At 74.3% G+C, this 16570-nt stretch carries 15 protein-coding genes and 2 pseudogenes; 13 read left to right on the top strand and 4 right to left on the bottom strand.

Going from position 1 to position 16570, the window contains the following annotated elements:
- Window positions 1-245 precede the first annotated feature (245 nt).
- The 3 genes from ACIBTV_RS11915 to ACIBTV_RS11905 form a co-directional block, all read right to left on the bottom strand.
- Window positions 246-1070 (bottom strand): ABC transporter permease, encoded by an 825-nt coding sequence (locus ACIBTV_RS11915; protein ID WP_396703986.1) that lies wholly within the window; start codon window positions 1068-1070, stop codon window positions 246-248.
- On the bottom strand, window positions 1067-2002 hold the full coding sequence (locus ACIBTV_RS11910; protein ID WP_396703985.1) for an ABC transporter ATP-binding protein: 936 nt from the start codon (window positions 2000-2002) through the stop codon (window positions 1067-1069). Before ACIBTV_RS11910 ends, ACIBTV_RS11915 begins: the two co-directional genes overlap by 4 nt.
- Window positions 2003-2145: 143 nt before the next feature.
- Window positions 2146-2808 (bottom strand): hypothetical protein, encoded by a 663-nt coding sequence (locus tag ACIBTV_RS11905; protein WP_396703984.1) that lies wholly within the window; start codon window positions 2806-2808, stop codon window positions 2146-2148.
- Window positions 2809-2970: 162 nt separating this feature from the next.
- On the opposite strand from ACIBTV_RS11905, the gene ACIBTV_RS11900 reads away from it, so the two are divergent.
- The 10 genes and pseudogenes from ACIBTV_RS11900 (at window position 2971) to ACIBTV_RS11855 (ending at window position 12610) form a co-directional block, all read left to right on the top strand.
- Window positions 2971-3747, top strand: coding sequence for a GNAT family N-acetyltransferase (locus tag ACIBTV_RS11900; RefSeq protein WP_396703983.1), 777 nt, complete (start codon window positions 2971-2973; stop codon window positions 3745-3747).
- Window positions 3744-4745, top strand: a complete 1002-nt coding sequence (locus ACIBTV_RS11895; protein WP_396703982.1) for a lysophospholipid acyltransferase family protein — start codon at window positions 3744-3746, stop codon at window positions 4743-4745. Before ACIBTV_RS11900 ends, ACIBTV_RS11895 begins: the two co-directional genes overlap by 4 nt.
- A 93-nt stretch (window positions 4746-4838) precedes the next feature.
- Window positions 4839-5663, top strand: a complete 825-nt coding sequence (locus tag ACIBTV_RS11890; protein WP_396703981.1) for a DUF4097 family beta strand repeat-containing protein — start codon at window positions 4839-4841, stop codon at window positions 5661-5663.
- Window positions 5660-6271: a PadR family transcriptional regulator gene (locus ACIBTV_RS11885; protein ID WP_396703980.1), complete on the top strand. Its 612-nt coding sequence runs from the start codon at window positions 5660-5662 to the stop codon at window positions 6269-6271. Before ACIBTV_RS11890 ends, ACIBTV_RS11885 begins: the two co-directional genes overlap by 4 nt.
- Before the next feature lie 144 nt (window positions 6272-6415).
- The gene (locus ACIBTV_RS11880; RefSeq protein WP_396703979.1) at window positions 6416-7117 is read left to right on the top strand and encodes a response regulator transcription factor; all 702 of its coding nucleotides are present in this window, start codon (window positions 6416-6418) and stop codon (window positions 7115-7117) included.
- Window positions 7114-7273: pseudogene (locus tag ACIBTV_RS11875) on the top strand (two-component sensor histidine kinase); the annotation flags it as partial. The gene ACIBTV_RS11880 and the pseudogene ACIBTV_RS11875, both read left to right, overlap by 4 nt.
- A gap of 158 nt (window positions 7274-7431) precedes the next feature.
- Window positions 7432-8670: pseudogene (locus tag ACIBTV_RS11870) on the top strand (sensor histidine kinase); the annotation flags it as partial.
- Between the two features lie 62 nt (window positions 8671-8732).
- Window positions 8733-10403: a trypsin-like peptidase domain-containing protein gene (locus ACIBTV_RS11865; RefSeq protein WP_396703978.1), complete on the top strand. Its 1671-nt coding sequence runs from the start codon at window positions 8733-8735 to the stop codon at window positions 10401-10403.
- 308 nt (window positions 10404-10711) lie between these two features.
- A complete protein-coding gene (locus ACIBTV_RS11860; protein WP_396703977.1) occupies window positions 10712-11383 on the top strand; it encodes a BON domain-containing protein in 672 nt (223 codons plus the stop codon).
- A 165-nt stretch (window positions 11384-11548) separates the two neighbouring features.
- On the top strand, window positions 11549-12610 hold the full coding sequence (locus tag ACIBTV_RS11855) for a glycosyltransferase family 4 protein (RefSeq protein WP_396704029.1): 1062 nt from the start codon (window positions 11549-11551) through the stop codon (window positions 12608-12610).
- A gap of 15 nt (window positions 12611-12625) precedes the next feature.
- On the opposite strand, the gene ACIBTV_RS11850 is transcribed toward ACIBTV_RS11855, so the two are convergent.
- Window positions 12626-14149 (bottom strand): protein kinase, encoded by a 1524-nt coding sequence (locus ACIBTV_RS11850; RefSeq protein ID WP_396703976.1) that lies wholly within the window; start codon window positions 14147-14149, stop codon window positions 12626-12628.
- Window positions 14150-14361: 212 nt separating this feature from the next.
- Here ACIBTV_RS11850 and ACIBTV_RS11845 point away from each other — a divergent pair, with 212 nt between their 5' ends.
- Genes ACIBTV_RS11845 through cutA form a run of 3 tightly spaced genes read left to right on the top strand, consistent with a single transcriptional unit; the run spans window position 14362 to window position 16544 of the window.
- Window positions 14362-15192: a patatin-like phospholipase family protein gene (locus tag ACIBTV_RS11845; protein ID WP_396703975.1), complete on the top strand. Its 831-nt coding sequence runs from the start codon at window positions 14362-14364 to the stop codon at window positions 15190-15192.
- A complete protein-coding gene (locus ACIBTV_RS11840) occupies window positions 15192-16214 on the top strand; it encodes a 1-acyl-sn-glycerol-3-phosphate acyltransferase (RefSeq protein WP_396703974.1) in 1023 nt (340 codons plus the stop codon). Before ACIBTV_RS11845 ends, ACIBTV_RS11840 begins: the two co-directional genes overlap by 1 nt.
- A gap of 9 nt (window positions 16215-16223) precedes the next feature.
- Entirely contained in the window at window positions 16224-16544 is a 321-nt protein-coding gene (cutA, locus tag ACIBTV_RS11835; protein ID WP_396703973.1) for a divalent-cation tolerance protein CutA, read from the top strand.
- The last annotated feature ends 26 nt before the right edge of the window (window positions 16545-16570 follow it).

Raw genomic sequence — 16570 nt, 5'->3', positions numbered from 1 at the left:
CCACGTGCGGACGCAATCGAGACGGCTCCAAGGCTACGCCGTACGGATGCGGCAGGCATTTCCGCCTCGGTTGCGTGGTCGGATTCACAGAAGATGCCAGAAGTTCCGCAAGCGCTGCGTGTCCCTTTGCTGACTGGTAAGGGACCGACTATCCGTACCGATGCCCGACCGGGGAGGATCGGCGCCGGTCGGACCCGCCGGTTCCGGGGTGGTGACCGTGCCGTCACCGCCCCGGAACCGCCCGGTCAGGAGATGTCCCGCTGGCGCAGGGTGAGGGTGCCGATCGCCCCGGCGACGACCGCGTACCCGATGAGCACGACGGCGCCCGCCCAGCGCGGCGGGTTGCCCGGGATCTCGGCGCCGGTGACCATCAGCGACGAGGCCAGCGACGGCACCAGCAGCTGGAGGTCGTTGATCCAATCGCCGAACCGGCTCGCGAGGACACTGATCGCGATCGCCGCGCCGATGGTGCCGCCCAGGTAGAGCAGGATGCCGGTGACGGTGGCGCCGATCTGGCTGCGGATCAGCACGCCGAGGCCCACGCCGAGGACCCCCCAGAGCAGGTACGCGAGCCCGTTGAGCCCGATCGCCTCCCAGGCGGCGGCGTTGCCGAGCTGGCTGCCGACACCGATGGCCTTCAGGACCGCCGACCCGGCGATCAGGTTGATCGCGGTGGTGACCACCCAGAAGAGCAGCGCGAGGAGCGCCGCCGCGACCAGCTTGGCGGCCATCACGGCGCTGCGGTGCGGCGACGTGAGGAACGTGGTGGTCACCGTCTGATGGAAGAACTCGCTGGTCACCACGATGATGCCGAGCAGCATCACGATGAGCAGACCGAAGAACTGCCCGGTGGTGAAGAGGTTCGCCGAGAGGGCGTCCGGGTGGGCCGCCGCCGAGAGCTGGGCGGCCTGCTCCGGCGACATCTCGCCGAGGTTCCCGCTGGTGAGGGCGTCGGACTGCAGCCAGTTGATCAGCAGGGTGAGCGCCCAGAGCGGCAGCGAGATCAGCGCGAAGACCCACCAGGTGTTGGTACTGCGGATCTTGAGCAGTTCGGCTCGGACGAGGTTCATCGGATGCCCGCCTTTCCGGCCGTCAGCTCCAGGAAGACGCCTTCCAGGTCGGGGCGTTCCGTGGTCAGTTCGTGCAGCTCGATGCCGGCGGCCAGGGCGGTCCGGCCGACCGTCGGGGCGTCCACCCCGGCGACCAGCAGGGTGCCGTGCTCGTCGGTGTCGACGACGGCGGACTGACCCTTGAGCGCGGTGGCCAGCGCGTCGGCCTGCGGGGTGCGGACCCGGACCCGCGTGCTCTGCGCCATGGAGCCGATCACCTGGTCGACCGGTCCCTGCCGAACCAGCTGACCGGCCGCGATGATCACCACGTCGTCGGCGAGCAGCTGCATCTCCGACAGCAGGTGGCTGGAGACCAGGACGGTGCGCCCCTCCTGGGCCAGGTTCTTGAGGAACCCGCGCATCCACCGGATGCCCTCCGGGTCCAGCCCGTTGGCCGGCTCGTCGAGGATCAGCACCCGGGGGGCGCCGAGCATCGCGGCCGCGATGCCGAGCCGCTGCTTCATGCCGAGCGAGTAGCCCTTGAACTTGCGCTTCGCCGCCGGGGAGAGCCCGACCAGCGCCAGCGCCTCCTCGGCCCGCTGCTTCGGCAGCCCGGCCGCCGCGCAGATCACCCGCAGGTGGTTGATCCCGGTGCGGCCCTTGTGCGCGCTGGAGGCCTCCAGCACCGCGCCGACGTGCCGCAGCGGCTCGGCGAGGTCAGCGTACCGGGCGCCGCTGATGGTGGCCGTGCCGCCGGTCGGCGTGACCAGGTTCAACAGCATGCGCAGGGTGGTGGTCTTCCCGGCGCCGTTCGGGCCGAGGAAGCCGGTCACCCGACCCGGCTCGACCGTGAAGGACAGGTTGTTGACCGCCCGGACGTTCTTGTACTGCTTCGTCAGGCCGGTCACCACGATCTGACCGTCGGTGGTGGGGCTTCGCTGCCCGTCAGACATCGTTCTCCTCCCGTGCGGGTGGCGTCGAGGTACGCCGTTGCACAGCGTGACGGGCCCGCGCAACAAGGTCAATCAGGCGCGGTCCCTACCTTGGTCTCCACCTCCAGCAGGAGCCGGGTCATCCTGAGGGACTACCGGGCCGCTCAGGTCGCCGAGCCGGGCAGCGCGATCCAGGTCGCCCGGGCGGTGGCCAGCAGCGCGCCGGTCGGGCCGTAGAGGCTGGTGCCGACCCGCGCCTTGCGCCCCTCGACCCCGATCGTCACGCCGGTCACCACGCACTCGTCGCCCGGTTCCGGAAGCGCGTCGACCAGCGCGGCGATCCGCCCCAGGACGTACGGGCGGCCCGGGGCGATCACCGCCCACCCGCCGGGGCAGTCCAGCGCCGCCCACACCGTCGCCGTCGTGACCTCGGCGGGCGCGCGGAACGGGGCGGCCGTGCGCCCGTCCGGCAGCCGGCCGGGGAAGATCCGCAGCCCGTCCGCCCGACGTGGACCGCAGACGTAGCAGTCGGGGAAGGGGTGGTCGACGAACCCGGGGTACGCGGCCGAGACGCGGACCGCGTCCGCCCGGTCCACCGGCGGTACGACCGCGTCGACGTCGTCCGTCGGGCGTACCTCGGCGACGACGCGTCCGGCCGGGTCGTGGACCTCGCCGTCGACCACGGAGAGCGGTGTGTCCAGCGGCGGCGGTCGGCGCAGCGTCACCTCGACCGGCCCGGGGAGCCCGGTGGCGGTGGCGAAGGTGCCGGCGCTCCATCCGCCGTTGCCCGAGCCGGGCGGCCCGTTGTAGCGGGATTCGACACGCATCGGCGACCTCCGGGTGGACGTGGCCCGGCGTCGTCGCCGGGTCCCGCCCGGCAGCCTCGCACGCTGGGCCGGGTCGGGCGCACACGGGCCGCCGACCGCCGTTCACCGGATCGACACTCCTCGCCACCCGGGCCGGCAACCCACGGCACCTACACAGATCCCATGGCCGTTCTGCACGCCGCTGGGACCCCCCTCTCCACCAGCGGTTACACCCTGTCGATCGCCGACGACCCGACACAGGTCGCGGCCGCGCAACGCCTGCGCCACGAGGTGTTCGCCACCGAACTCGGCGCCACCCTGCACCCCGGGGGCGAAGGGCTGGACGTGGACCCCTTCGACCCGTACTGCGACCACCTGATCGTCCGGCAGGAGAGCACCGGGCAGGTGGTCGGGACGTACCGGCTGCTGCCCCCCGGGCGGGCCGACCGCCGGTATGCGGAGACGGAGTTCGACCTTGGCCCGCACGCCCCGCTGCGGGACGACCTCGTCGAGGCGGGCCGCTCCTGCGTTCACCCGGACCACCGCACCGGCGCGGTGATCAACCTGATGTGGGCCGGCATCTCCCGGTACCTGCACCTGCGCGGCTCCCGGTGGCTGGGCGGGTGCGCGTCGGTGCCGGTGTCCGACGGCGGGCAGGCCGCGGCGGAGGTGTGGGCGCAGGCCCAGGCCCGGCACCTCGCGCCGCCGCCGCTGCGGGTCCGCCCGCTGCGGCCCTGGTTCGCCGAGGTGCCGGTCGACGCGTACCCGCCCCTCGGCGGCGCGGCCGGCCGTGCCCTGGTGCCGCCGCTGCTCCGCGGCTACCTGCGGCTGGGTGCCTGGATCTGCGGCGAGCCGTCGTACGACCCGGACTTCCAGGTGGCGGACTTCTACGTGCTCTTCTCGATGGATCGGATGAACCCGCGCTACCTGCGGCACTTCCTGGGCGGGGCGGAGGGGTGAGCACCATGGCGTACGACCTGTGGCGCCCCTCGTCCGGCTGCGGCGAACAGTGCCTGCCGGCGGCGGGCGAGGTGCCGTCCGTGCCGGTGGCGCGGCGGGTGGGTCGTCTGCTCGCCGGGGCCGGCATGCTCCTGGCCGGTGTCGGGCTGGTCGCGGTGCTGCCGCTGCTGCCCGCGCGGGACGGGCAGGCCGCGTTGCGCGCCTGGGCCCGGGGGACGGCGCGGGCCCTCAGCATCCGACTGGTGGTGCGTGGCCGGCTGCCCCGGCGTCGCTCGCTGCTGGTCGCCAACCACGTGTCGTGGCTGGACATCCTGGTGATCCTCGCGGTGGGACCGGCCCGGATGGTGGCCAAGCGGGAGGTCCGCTCCTGGCCGCTGGTCGGGTTGCTGGCCGCCGCCGCGGGCACGATCTTCGTGGACCGGGCGCGGCCCCGGGACCTGCCGGCCACGGTGGCCCGGGCCGCCGACGCCCTGCGTGCGGGCCACCCGGTGGCGGTCTTTCCCGAGGGTACGACCTGGTGCGCGGGGGAGGGCGCGGTCGACTGCCGCCCGGTGGGCGGCTTCCGGCCGGCCCTGTTCCAGGCGGCGGTCGACGCCGGCGCGCCGGTGGTGCCGCTGCGGCTGAGTTACCGCTCCGCGGCGACGAACTCCGCCACCACCGCAGCCGCCTTCCTCGGCGAGGAGACCCTGCTGCGCTCGGTGCGCCGGGTGGTGGCTGCCCGGAACCTGGAGGTGCGGGTGACGGTCGCCGCCGCGCTGCACCCGGCGGGCGACGCGGACCGGCGGGTGCTCGCCCGGGCCGCCGAGTCCGCGGTGCACCTGGTGCCCGCCCCGGTGGCGCCCGCCGCGCGCCGGGACGCGGTGCCGGTGGGCGCGGACGTGCCGGTCATGGTGCCGGTGGGTGCGGACGTCCCGGTGGCGCTCGTTCCCTCCGGTGGCGGCGAGCTGGCCGCCGGGCGGCCGGTCGAGGCGGTCCGGGGGCTCGACCTGGCCGCGTAGCGACGTCGCGACACGTCTTGTGTTATCGCGATGTATCGCGTTACTGTTCGTCCCGTCGGACGCGCCGTCGGCGTGTCGTGAGGGGAGGACGACATGACCGGGTGGACCGTCGACGGCCCGCAGCGGCTCACCCTGGACGGGCCGGTCACCCGGCTGAACGTCCGGCTGTTCAGCGGTCGACTCAACGTGGTGGCCACGGACGGGCCGGCCCGGGTGGACGTGACCCGGGTGGGCCGGCGGCCCGTCCTGGTCGAGCTCCGCGACGGGCGGCTCGACGTCCGGCAGGAGCGCGGCCGGCGCTGGTCGGACCTGTGGTGGTGGGGGCCGTGGGGGTGGTCCCGCGTGGACGTCTCCCTCGCGGTCCCCGCCGACGTGGCCGCCGACCTGCGGCTGGTCGACGGTCCGCTGGTCGTCTCCGGCCTGCGCCGGCAGACGAAGGCCGACGTCACGTCCGGGCAGATCACGCTGATGGGGCTGCGCGGCACGACCAACGCGAAGATCGTCTCCGGTCCGGTCGAGGCGCTCGGAGTCGCCGGTGACCTCGGCATCGAGACCGTCTCCGGCGAGGTGATCCTCGCCGACAGCGCGGCCGGGCAGGTCCGGGCGCAGACGGTGTCCGGTGCGATCACCTGCGACCTGGACAACCCGCGCCGCAGCGAGATCCGGCTGCACACCATCTCCGGCAGCATCACCGTCCGGGTCCGGGAGGACAGCGACCTGGCCGTCCGGCTGCACACCACCGCCGGCCGCATCACCAGCGGCTTCCCCCAGGTGCGCACGGAGTCGACCATCGGCTCGGTGAGCAACAGCGAGGGAGTGCTCGGCGCGGGCGACGGTAAGCTCTGGGCGTCCGCCACCTCCGGCAGCATCGCGCTGCTCGCCCGGCGGGTGGACGACGAGGAGGGGGAGCTGCCGTGACGGGCGTCTTCAGTCACGGGCGGCTCCGGCTCTACCTGCTCAAGCTCCTCGACGACGGGCCGAAGCACGGCTACGAGCTGATCCGGCTGTTGGAGGACCGCTTCCTCGGCCTGTACGCCCCGAGCGCCGGCACCATCTATCCCCGCCTTCAACGCCTGGAGGCGGAGGGGCTGGTCAGCCACACCGCCGCCGGTGGCCGCAAGACGTACGACATCACCGCCGCCGGCCGCGACGAGCTGCGCCGGCGCGCGGGTGAGCTGGCCACCCTGGAGTCGGACATCGCCGCGTCGGTGGAGGACCTCTCCGCCCTCGCCGGCGAGATCCAGACCGAGGTGCGCGGTTCGGTCCGCGACCTGAAGCGGGAGCTGCGGGAGGCCGCCCGGCAGACCCGCCGGAGCCGGTGGGAGGCGCCGCCGTTCGTGCCGGGACCGCCGCCGCGTCCCGAGCCGGCGCCCGGCCTGCTCACCGAGTTCGACGAGCGGCTCGCCGCCTTCACCGGCGAGGTGGGCCGCCTGGTCCGCGCCCGCCGGTTCAGCGACGCCCAGCTCACCACCGCGATCCGGCTGCTCGACGGCGCCCTGGACGGGCTGCGCCGGCTGCTCCGCTGACGGTGCGGCGGGACGGCGCGGGATCTCGACTTTCCGGCGCCGCCAACGCATGATCGACCAAGGGCAGCTGGCGCATCGCGTGCTCACAGGTTTTTTCCAGGAACCGTCCAGCGCGGGCGCAGCGAGGGCGCGGATGATGGGGCCATGCCCGCTACCCAGACCGAGGCGCGACTGCTCGTCGTCGAGGACGACCCCAACATCCTCGAGTTGCTCTCCGCGAGCCTGCGCTTCGCGGGCTTCGACGTGGCTACCGCGACCAGCGGCAGCGCGGCGCTGGTCGCCGCCAAGGACCACCGACCCGACCTGGTGGTGCTGGACGTCATGCTGCCCGACCTGGACGGTTTCGAGGTCATCCGGATGCTGCGCGAGGGCGGCACCCGTACGCCGGTGGTCTTCCTGACCGCGCGGGACGCGACCGACGACAAGATCCGCGGGCTGACCCTCGGCGGCGACGACTACGTCACCAAGCCGTTCAGCCTGGAGGAGCTCACCGCGCGGATCCGGGCCGTGCTGCGCCGCACGAGCAGCGGCGAGCCGGCGCCGTCCCGGCTGACCTTCGCCGACCTGGAGCTGGACGAGGAGACCCACGAGGTCTACCGCGCCGGTCAGCGGGTGCAGCTGTCGCCCACCGAGTTCAAGCTGCTGCGCTACCTGATGCTCAACGCCAACCGAGTGCTGTCCAAGGCGCAGATCCTCGACCACGTGTGGAACTACGACTTCCGCGGCGACGACAACATCGTCGAGTCCTACATCTCCTACCTGCGGCGCAAGGTCGACACCACCCAGCCCCGGCTCATCCACACTCTGCGGGGCGTCGGTTACGTGCTGCGCAAGCCGGCGGCGTGAACGCGGTCCAACAGGCGAAGGGACGGCTGCGCAGCGTACCGCTGCGGTTGAAGCTGGTCACCGCCGTCCTCACGCTGGTCGCGCTCGCCCTCCTGGTGATCAGTTCGCTGACCACCTTCTTCCTCCGCAGCTACCTGGTGGGCCAGGTCGACAGCCAGATCCTGTCCGCGTCGCAGGGCCTCGGCCAGTTCCTTCCCCAGCTGCGCACCGGCGAGGTGAAGGCCACCCTGCCCAGCGACTACGTCGTCTCCCTGGCCGACCCGCAGGCGGTCTACCAACCGAGGTACGACGACTTCAGCCTGGACCCGCAACAGCTGCCGAAGTTCCCCACCGACCTGCGGGGCTTCGTCTCGCTGGAGGGCGAGCCGATCACCGTGCGCTCCCAGGACCACCAGATCCGCTGGCGGGTGTACTACGCGGCGCAGCCGGACGGTTCGGTGCTGGCCGTCGGTCAGCCCCTCACCGACGTCGACCGGGCGGTGACGCGGCTGGTCTGGATCGACCTGCTGGTCGGCGGCTCGGTGCTGATCCTGCTCGCCTCGCTCGGCGCGGCGATCGTGCGGACCAGCCTGAAGCCGCTGGTGGAGATCGAACGCACGGCCGCCGCGATCGCCGGCGGTGACCTGACCCGCCGGGTGCCCGACCCGGAGGAGGGTCAGGACTACCCGACCTCGGAGTTGGGGCGGCTGTCGCGCGCGCTGAACGCCATGCTCACCCAGATCGAGGCGGCGTTCACCGCCCGGGCGGCCTCCGAGACGGCCGCCCGCTCGGCCGAGGTGGCCGCCCGCGACGCCGCCGCCTCCGCGCAGGCGTCGGAGGCGCGCGCCCGGCGCTCCGAGGAGCGGATGCGGCAGTTCGTCGCGGACGCCTCGCACGAGCTGCGCACGCCGCTGACCACCATCCGCGGCTTCGCCGAGCTGTACCGGCAGGGGGCGGCCCGGGAGCCGGAGCAGACGGCCGGGCTGCTGCGCCGGATCGAGGACGAGGCGGCCCGGATGGGGCTGCTGGTGGAGGATCTGCTGCTGCTCGCCCGGCTGGACCGGGAGCGGCCGATCTCGCTGGCCCCGGTGGAGCTGCCGGTGCTCGCCGGCGACGCGGTCCAGGCGGCCCGCGCGGTCGCGCCGGACCGGCGCATCCAGCTGGAGATCGAGCCCGGGTCGGGCCCGCTGGTGGTGCTCGGCGACGACGCGCGGCTCCGGCAGGTGATCGGCAATCTGATGACCAACGCGCTGACCCATACGCCACCGGACGCCTCGGTGACCCTGCGGCTGCGCGCCGAGCCCGGCAACCTGGCCGTGGTCGAGGTGGCCGACACCGGCCCCGGCCTCTCGCCGGAGCAGGCCGAACGGGTCTTCGAGCGGTTCTACCGGGCCGACGCGGCGCGGACCCGACGGGCCGGCGGGAACACCGGCACCGGCCTGGGGCTGGCCATCGTGGCGGCGCTGGTGAGCGCCCACCACGGCACGGTCGAGGTGGGGGAGACGCCCGGTGGTGGGGCGACGTTCCGCGTACGCCTGCCGCTGGTTCCGGAGAGCGCCGAGGGCGCCGAGTGACTTTCAGCCAACTTCCAGGCCGATTTCAGCCTGGTCGCAGTGGCGAGGGAGAAGGTGGTTCCATGACCGAGTACGAGTCCGACCCGCAGCACCGGCCGGCCCCCACCGACGCCGAGCCGTCGTACCCCAGCGCCGAGCTGCCGCGCGTGGAGCGCGCGCAGTCCGACTCCCCGACCACCGACGACCCGGCCGTGGCCGGGACGGTTGCCCGGGACAACGACACCACCGCTCCCATCGCCGCCACGCCCGCCTCGGGAGCCCCGGCCACCGGCTACGAGCCGACCGCCGCCGCCCCGACCCAGCCCGCCAGCGGTCAGCCGGTCACCGGGCCGCAGGGCCAGGCGGTCGCGGGGCCGCACGGCGAGCCCGTCGCCGGACCGCACGCCCAGCCCGGCCAGCCGCTCCCGGCCCAGCCCGGCCAGCACGGGCAGCCGCTCCCGGCCCAGCCCGGCCAGCCGGTCCCCGGCCAGCACGCTTATCCGCAGGCGACCGCCGGCGGTTACCCGGGTGGCCACTGGTATCCGAACCAGCACTCCGGCTGGGCCGGCGGGGGCCAGCCGGGTGCGTACGGGCAGCAGACGCAGACGGGCCACCCGGGCGCGTACGGGACGCAGCCGCAGCACCCGACCGGCCAGTCCGCGCCCCCGTGGGCCGTGCCGGCGGGCCAGCACACCGGGCCACGCCCCAGCCGGATCGCCAAGTTCGCCGGCGCCGGCGTCGCGGTGGTCGCCCTGATGCTCGGCTCCGGTGTGGCCGGCGGCGCGCTCGCGCTCGCCCTCGACGGCGACGGTGGCGGCATCACCCGCACCTACTCCGCCGCCCCGGTGATCAACAGCGCGGACCTGCCGCGGATCGCCGCCTCGGTGCAGGACAGCGTCGTCTCCATCGCCACCGACAACGGCGAGGGCTCCGGCGTGATCCTCACGACCGACGGCTACGTGCTCACCAACAACCACGTCGTCGCCTCGGCCGACGGTGACACCGTCCGGGTGGTCTTCGCCGACGGCAAGACCGCCGAGGCGGAGATCAAGGGCACCGACCCGAAGACCGACCTCGCGGTCGTGAAGGCCAACGGGGTCAGCGGCCTCAAGGCGGCCACGTTCGGCGACAGCGACGCCATGCAGGTCGGCGACCAGGTGCTCGCCCTGGGCAGCCCGCTCGGCCTCCAGGGCTCGGTCACCGCGGGCATCCTCAGCGCCCGGGACCGCACCATTCAGGCGGGCGAGGGGGGCCAGCAGCAGGACCCGCGCCAGGCCGCCAGCTCGATCGCCGGCCTGCTGCAGACCGACGCGCCGATCAACCCGGGTAACTCCGGCGGTGCGCTGGTCAACACCCGGGGCGAGGTCATCGGCATCAACACCGCGATCGCCACCTCCGGGCAGAGCACCGGCAACATCGGCGTCGGCTTCGCCATCCCCAGCAACAAGGCCAAGGACGTCGCCGGCAAGCTCCAGCGCGGCGAGAAGGTCAGCCACCCGTCCCTCGGGGTCAGCGTGAACATGGCCGAGGGCGGCGGCGCGCTGATCGCGGCGGTCACCCAGGGCAGCCCGGCCGAGAAGGCCGGCCTCCAGCGCGGTGACGTCGTCACCCGCTTCGGCGACAAGGTGATCAACGACTCGGACGATCTGGTCGGCGCGGTGCAGGCCGGCAAGGTGGGTGACCGGGTCGAGGTGCACTACAAGCGGAACGGCGCGGAGGCGACGACAACCGTGACGCTCGCCGAGACGTCGTAACCCATCCGAACCTGCCTCCTCCCTCCGGCGGGGGGGGGGGGGGGGGGGGGGGGGGGGGGGGGGGGGGGGGCCCCCCCCCCCCGCGCCCCGCCCCCCCGGCCCCCCCCCCGGCGGGGGCCCCCCCCCCCCCCCCCCCCCCCCCCCCCCCCCCCCCCCCCCGCGGCGGGGGGGGGGGGGGGGGGGGGGGGGGGCGCCCCCCCCCCCCCCCCCCGCCACCTCTTTGCGCCGACGGCGGTTCACCCGGCCCGGGTGAACCGCCGTCACCCCCTTCGCGGGCAGTCTCGTCGGGACCGGCGAGGGGAGACGGGATGAGCACGGCAGCCGTTGCCCGCGAGGACCAGCGGATCCAGCAGGACGTCCTGGCCGAGCTGGCCTGGGACGCCGAGGTGCAGCCGAACGAGATCGCGGTCAGCGTCGAGCGCGCCGTCGTCACGCTGGGCGGATGGGTGGACAGCTCCGCCCGCCGGTGGGCCGCCACCCGCTGTGCCCACCGCGTACGTGGGGTGCGGGCGGTAGTCGACGACATCGAGGTACGCCTGCCCGGCAGCCCCGGCGCCACCGACTCGGACATCGCCGTCGCCGCGGCCCGGGCGCTGGAGTGGGACAGTTTCGTCCCCGCCGAGCGGCTGGACGTGACGGTCTCCGACGGCTGGGTGATGCTCCGCGGCGAGGTCGAGTTCGGTTGGCAGCGGCGCACCGCCGAACGCGAGCTGTACCGGCTCCGGGGTGTACGCGGCGTCACCAACCTGGTCGAGGTCAACCCTCCGGCGCCCACCGACGACGACCGCATGCTCCGGGACGTACGCCGGGCGCTGGGACGCGCCGTCGGCACCGAGCGGGTGTCGGTGGCGGTGGACGGCGACACCCTTGTCCTCAGCGGTGTGGTGCGCTCCTGGTGGGAGCGGGACCAGGCGCAACGGGTGGCGTGGTCGGCGCCGGGCGTACGGGCGGTGGAGGATCAGCTGCTCGTCGGCGAGTGACCTGACGCCCGGCATGTCCGGGTTATCGCCCCCGGTCTGCGGGAAAGCGCCGGGCCACGCGAACCGGCGCCAGCGGACCGCGCACGCGGGGGACCAACGGGAGGACACGTGGCCGTGAACCACCGGTCGAGCGGCCGTCCAGCGGGCCGACCGCTGCGGATCGCGATGGTGGTCCCGCCCTGGCTGAGCGTGCCACCGCCGGGTTACGGCGGGCTGGAGCAGGTGGTCGCCGGACTGGTCGACGCCCTCGACGAGCTGGGGCACGACGTGACCCTGTTCGGGGCCGGTGAGGAGCACGGCACGGCCGCCCGCAGCTTCGTCTCCACCGAACCGACCCTGCAGTTCGAGCGGCTCGGCGAGGCGTTGCCGGAGCTGGCGCACCTGGCCCGGGTGGACCACCTGATCGGCCCCGGGGACTTCGACGTCATCCACGACCACACCACCATCGGGCCGCTGATCGCGGGGCGACGTGCGGTGCCCACGGTCGCCACGATCCACGGCAACCCGGTGGGCGAGTACGGCGCGGTGCTCTCGGAGACGGACGAGGGCGTCGGCCTGGTGGCCATCTCGCACGCCCAGCGCCGACTGAACACCGGGCTGCCCTGGGTCGGCACCGTCCACAACGGACTGGACATCCGGGCCATCCCTCGCAAGAGCGCACCCGGGCCGGGGCCGGTGCTGTGGTTGGCGCGGTTCAGCCCGGACAAGGGCCCCGAGGTGGCCATCCGGGCGTGCCGGGAGGCCGGCGTGCCGCTGCTGCTCGCCGGCAAGTGCAACGAGCCGGCCGAACGCCGCTACTACGACGAGGTGATCAGGCCGCTGCTCGCCGACGACGTCGAGGTGGTGCTCAACGCCGACCGGGAGGCCACCCTGCGGATGCTGGTGAACGCGCGCTGCCTCATCATGCCGATCCAGTGGGAGGAGCCGTTCGGCATGGTGATGGTGGAGGCGATGGCGACCGGCACCCCCGTGGTCGCGCTCGACCGGGGATCGGTGCCGGAGCTGATCCAGGACGGGGTGACCGGCCTGATCTGCGGCGGCGCCGACGAGTTGCCCGCCGCGCTGCTGGCGGTGGGGCGGCTCGACCCGGCGGACTGCGTGGCGCACTCCGCGGACGCGTTCTCCACGCTGCGGATGGCGGAGGGCTACGTGGCGGTCTACCGGCAGGTCGCGGCCGGTGCCGTCGGCTACGACGTACGCGAGCCGGCGCGGGTCGTCGCCCGCTGAGACCGGCCGGGGGAGTCAGGCCCGGGCGGTGCCCAGCTCGGCGATCGCCGCGTCGAGCCGGAGGGCGTACGACCGGCTGATCGCGCCCTCACGGAGCCGGACGGCGACCTTCTCGCGCAGCCGGGCCACCGGCGGACCGAGGTCGACGCCCCCGCCGCCCACCGACATGCTCAAGTTGCGCAGCTCGTTGCGCAGGTCCAGGCCCACGTCGGAGCGGATCTCGCCGGCCCTCAGCCCGGAACCAATCAGGCTCTCCACCCGGTGGGCCGCCTCGACCAGCGGACCCGACAGCCCGGCCACCGGGTCGGGCGTGGACGGTGCCGGCGCGTCCGGTGAGCGCGTCGCCGCCTCCGGCAGGGGTGCCTTCGTCGCCGGTGTGGCCGGAGCGGCGGGCGGCGCCGCCGGCGGTGGGGGTGCGCCCGGGAGCAGCGCGCCGAGAGCGAGCACCGCCGCGATCGCGAGCCCGGCCGGTGCCCAGCGCGACGCCCGTGACAGCCGGCGCCGGGCCGCGCGGGCCGGAACGCCCGGGCCGGCCCGGCCGGGACCACCGGGCTGTTCCGGCCGGGCCGCCGGGGGTTCCGTGCCGTGTCCCGACGGTTGTCCGTCGGCCGTGGACGGTGTCGTGCCAGGTGCCGTCGGCACCGCGTCGGCCGTCGGCGGCTCCGGATCGTGTGCCGGTCCCGCGCCCCTCGTCGGCGGGGGCGTGGGCGCCAGGTGGTCCCGCAGGACCGTGGCCACCTGGCGGGCGCTGGGCCGGGCGGCCGGGTCGCGGGCCAGGCACCGCAGCGCGGTCGCGGCCACCGCCGTCGGCAGGCCGGGCACCCCGGTCAGCGCGGGCGGCCGGTCGGTGGCCAGTGCCGCGCTGAGCTGTTCCCAGGTGTCCGCCGGGTAGGGCACCCGGCCGGTCAGCGTCTCGTAGAGCAGCACGCCCAGCGAGTAGACGTCGGTGGCCGGCTGGGCTGACGCGCCGTCGAGCCGTTCCGGGGCGACGTACGCGGGGGTGCCGAAGGTGCCGCCGTCCTCGTCCTCGTCCGGGGCGCCGATGCGGGTGGCGATGCCGAAGTCGAGCACCTTCGCGCCGACGGGCGTCATCATCACGTTCGACGGGGTGATGTCCCGGTGCACGACACCCAACCGGTGGGCCACGGCGAGCGCGTCGGCGACCTGCGCGCCGACCTCGACCGCCTCGGACCAGGGCAGCGGTCCCTCGGTCAGCCGCAGCTCCAACTCCTCACCGGTGAGCAGCTCCATCACCACGAACGAGGTGATCGCGCCGTCCGGCGCGACGGTCTCGCCGTAGTCGTGGACCGCCGTGACGTGCGGGTGCACCAGCCGGGCGGCGGCGCGGGCCTCGTCGCGCACCATCCCCCGGAAGCGGGCGTCGGCGGCCAGCGACGGGGCGAGCACCTTGAGCGCGACCACCCGGTCGAGCACCTCGTCGTGGGCCCGCCAGATCACCGACATGCCGCCGGCGCCGATCTGGTCGAGGAGCCGGTAGCGGCGGGCCAGCAACCGGCCGGGATGCAGTGCTGCCGTCACGGGTGCGCACCTGCCTCGGGGTGGGAGCCGTATCAGGTTGCGTGAATGTTTCCTGGCTTGTCAACGTCCGCGCCGGAGTCGGACGCGGCACGTCCGGGATCGATCAGGCTGCGCGCGCGGCGGGTACGCGCCGCTGGTCGCCGCCGGTCCCGGCGGCGACCGGGCGACCCGGGCCGGGGGCGGGGCGGCGCCGTCGTGCCAGGATGAACGATATGGCGGGGGGACCGGTGGCGTTCGTGCTCGGCGGCGGCGGTGTGCTGGGTGCGGTCGAGGTGGGCATGCTGCGTGCCCTCTTCCGCGCCGACATCCGACCCGACCTCGTGCTCGGCACGTCCATCGGCGCGGTCAACGGGGCCCTGGTCGCCGCCGACCCGTCCGAAGCGGTCACCGACCGGCTGGTCCGGCTCTGGGCGTCCCCCGAGGCCAGCGAGGTGTACGGCGACTCGGTGGCCCGCCAGCTGCGCCGGTTCGCCGCCCGCACCCACCTGCACTCGCCCCTCCCGCTGCGCCGGCTGCTCGAATCCGAACTGGGCGTGGACACCACCTTCGCCGACCTGCGAGTGCCGTTCCGCTGCTGCGCCGCGCACATCGAGCGGGCTGCCGAGCACTGGTTCGACAGCGGGCCGGTCGTCCCCGCCGTCCTGGCGTCCGCGTCGGTGCCCGGGTTGCTGCCGCCGACGCAGATCGACGGCGCGCACTACATCGACGGCGGGATCGTCAACTCGATCCCCATCGGGGAGGCGGTGGCCGCCGGGGCCACCCGGATCTTCGTCCTCCAGGTCGGCCGGATCGAACGGGAGCTGTCGCCGCCGCGCCGGCCCTGGGAGATCGCCCAGGTCGCCTTCGAGATCGCCCGGCGGCACCGGTTCTTCCGGGAGATGGCGGCCCTCCCCGACGACGTCGAGGTGCACGTCCTGCCGACCGGTGGGCTGAACCCGCGCGACGACACGCCCTGGGCCTACCGGGACATGGCGGCGGTGGGGCGGCGGATCAGCCGCGCGTACACCGCGTCCCGGCGGTACCTGGCCAACCTGGGCCACTGATGCCGCTGCCGCCGCGGTGGGTACGTCGGGTGCTGCTGGCACCCGGCGTGGTGCTGTTGGCCGTCGTGGTGATCACCACCCTGCCGGTCTGGGCGCTGCTCGCCGCGGCCCTGTCGCCGCTGGTCCCGGGACGGCTGCGCCCGCTGCGCCTGCTCTGGATCGGCTGCGTCTACCTGGTCTGGGACGCCGCGGCCCTACTCGCCCTGTTCGGGCTCTGGGTCGCCGCCGGCTTCGGCCGACGGCAGCGGTCGCCGGCCTTCCAGCGGGCCCACTACCTGCTCGCCGGCTGGTTCCTGCGGGCGCTGTTCTGGCAGGCCCGGTGGACGCTGCGGCTGCGGATCGACGTGGTCGGCACCGACCCGGACACCGCGCTGCCCGGCCGGCCGGAGCTGGTGCTCTGCCGGCACGCCGGGCCCGGCGACTCGTTCATCCTGATCCACGGGCTGGTGAACTGGTTCCGCCGTGAGCCGCGGATCGTGCTGAAGGAGAGCCTTCAGTGGGACCCCGCCATCGACGTGCTGCTCAACCGGCTGCCGAGCCGGTTCATCGCGCCGCCCCGCGACGGCGACCAGGGTGCGGAGCTGCTGCGGCAGATCGGGCACCTGGCCACCGCGCTGGATGATGACGACGCCTTCGTGATCTTCCCGGAGGGCGGCAACTTCACCCCGCGCCGCCGTCTGCGGGCCATCGCGCGGCTCCGCTCGGCGGGCCTGGAGCGGATGGCACGGCGCGCCGAGGGGATGCGGCATGTCCTCGCGCCCCGGCCGGGTGGGGTGCTCGCCGCGCTGGAGGCGGCACCGGAGGCCGGGGTCATCTTCGTCGCGCACACCGGTCTGGACCGGATGCTCACCGTCACGGACGTGTGGCGGGAGCTGCCGATGGACAAGCGGATCGTGATGCGGTTCTGGTCGGTGCCCCCGGAGGAGGTGCCGACCGGTCGACAGGAGCGCATCGACTGGCTCTTTGACTGGTGGGCGCAGATCGACGACTGGATCGCGGCCAACCGTGACAACGCCACGTAGGGTGCGGTCGTGGACCAGATCAGCGTGGTGACGACGGTGGTGGACGCGCGGTCGGTCGCCGACGTGCTGGCGGCCGCCGCGGTCGCCGGGCGGCTCGCCGCCTGCGCGCAGGTCGGTGGACAGGTGGACAGCACCTACTGGTGGCGCTCCGGTGTGGAGACGAGCACCGAGTGGTCGGTGCAGTTCAAGACGGCACCGGACCGGGTGGTCGCGCTGGTCGACCAGATCCGGGTCAGCCATCCGTACGAGGTGCCGGAGATCCTGGTGTCCCGGGTGGACAGCGGCGACCCGGCGTACGCCGCCTGGGTGTACGAGCACACCCGTCCCTGAGTACGCGCACTCTGGTCCGCGGGCCC

Origin of the sequence: Micromonospora sp. NPDC049366 (assembly GCF_044466625.1) — a bacterium.
GTDB lineage: Bacteria > Actinomycetota > Actinomycetes > Mycobacteriales > Micromonosporaceae > Micromonospora.
Note: the sequence above shows the minus strand (reverse complement) of the source record. Positions and strands in the feature narration are given on the sequence as shown.

Bases quoted from the DNA above. Each gene is read 5' to 3' on its own strand.
- ACIBTV_RS11880 (WP_396703979.1), top strand. From the start codon at position 6,416: ATGCCCGCTACCCAGACCGAGGCGCGACTGCTCGTCGTCGAGGACGAC.
- ACIBTV_RS11910 (WP_396703985.1), bottom strand. From the start codon at position 2,002: ATGTCTGACGGGCAGCGAAGCCCCACCACCGACGGTCAGATCGTGGTG.
- ACIBTV_RS11860 (WP_396703977.1), top strand. From the start codon at position 10,712: ATGAGCACGGCAGCCGTTGCCCGCGAGGACCAGCGGATCCAGCAGGAC.
- ACIBTV_RS11840 (WP_396703974.1), top strand. From the start codon at position 15,192: ATGCCGCTGCCGCCGCGGTGGGTACGTCGGGTGCTGCTGGCACCCGGC.
- ACIBTV_RS11890 (WP_396703981.1), top strand. From the start codon at position 4,839: ATGACCGGGTGGACCGTCGACGGCCCGCAGCGGCTCACCCTGGACGGG.
- ACIBTV_RS11900 (WP_396703983.1), top strand. From the start codon at position 2,971: ATGGCCGTTCTGCACGCCGCTGGGACCCCCCTCTCCACCAGCGGTTAC.
- ACIBTV_RS11865 (WP_396703978.1), top strand. From the start codon at position 8,733: ATGACCGAGTACGAGTCCGACCCGCAGCACCGGCCGGCCCCCACCGAC.
- ACIBTV_RS11845 (WP_396703975.1), top strand. From the start codon at position 14,362: ATGGCGGGGGGACCGGTGGCGTTCGTGCTCGGCGGCGGCGGTGTGCTG.
- ACIBTV_RS11915 (WP_396703986.1), bottom strand. From the start codon at position 1,070: ATGAACCTCGTCCGAGCCGAACTGCTCAAGATCCGCAGTACCAACACC.
- ACIBTV_RS11855 (WP_396704029.1), top strand. From the start codon at position 11,549: ATGGTGGTCCCGCCCTGGCTGAGCGTGCCACCGCCGGGTTACGGCGGG.
- ACIBTV_RS11905 (WP_396703984.1), bottom strand. From the start codon at position 2,808: ATGCGTGTCGAATCCCGCTACAACGGGCCGCCCGGCTCGGGCAACGGC.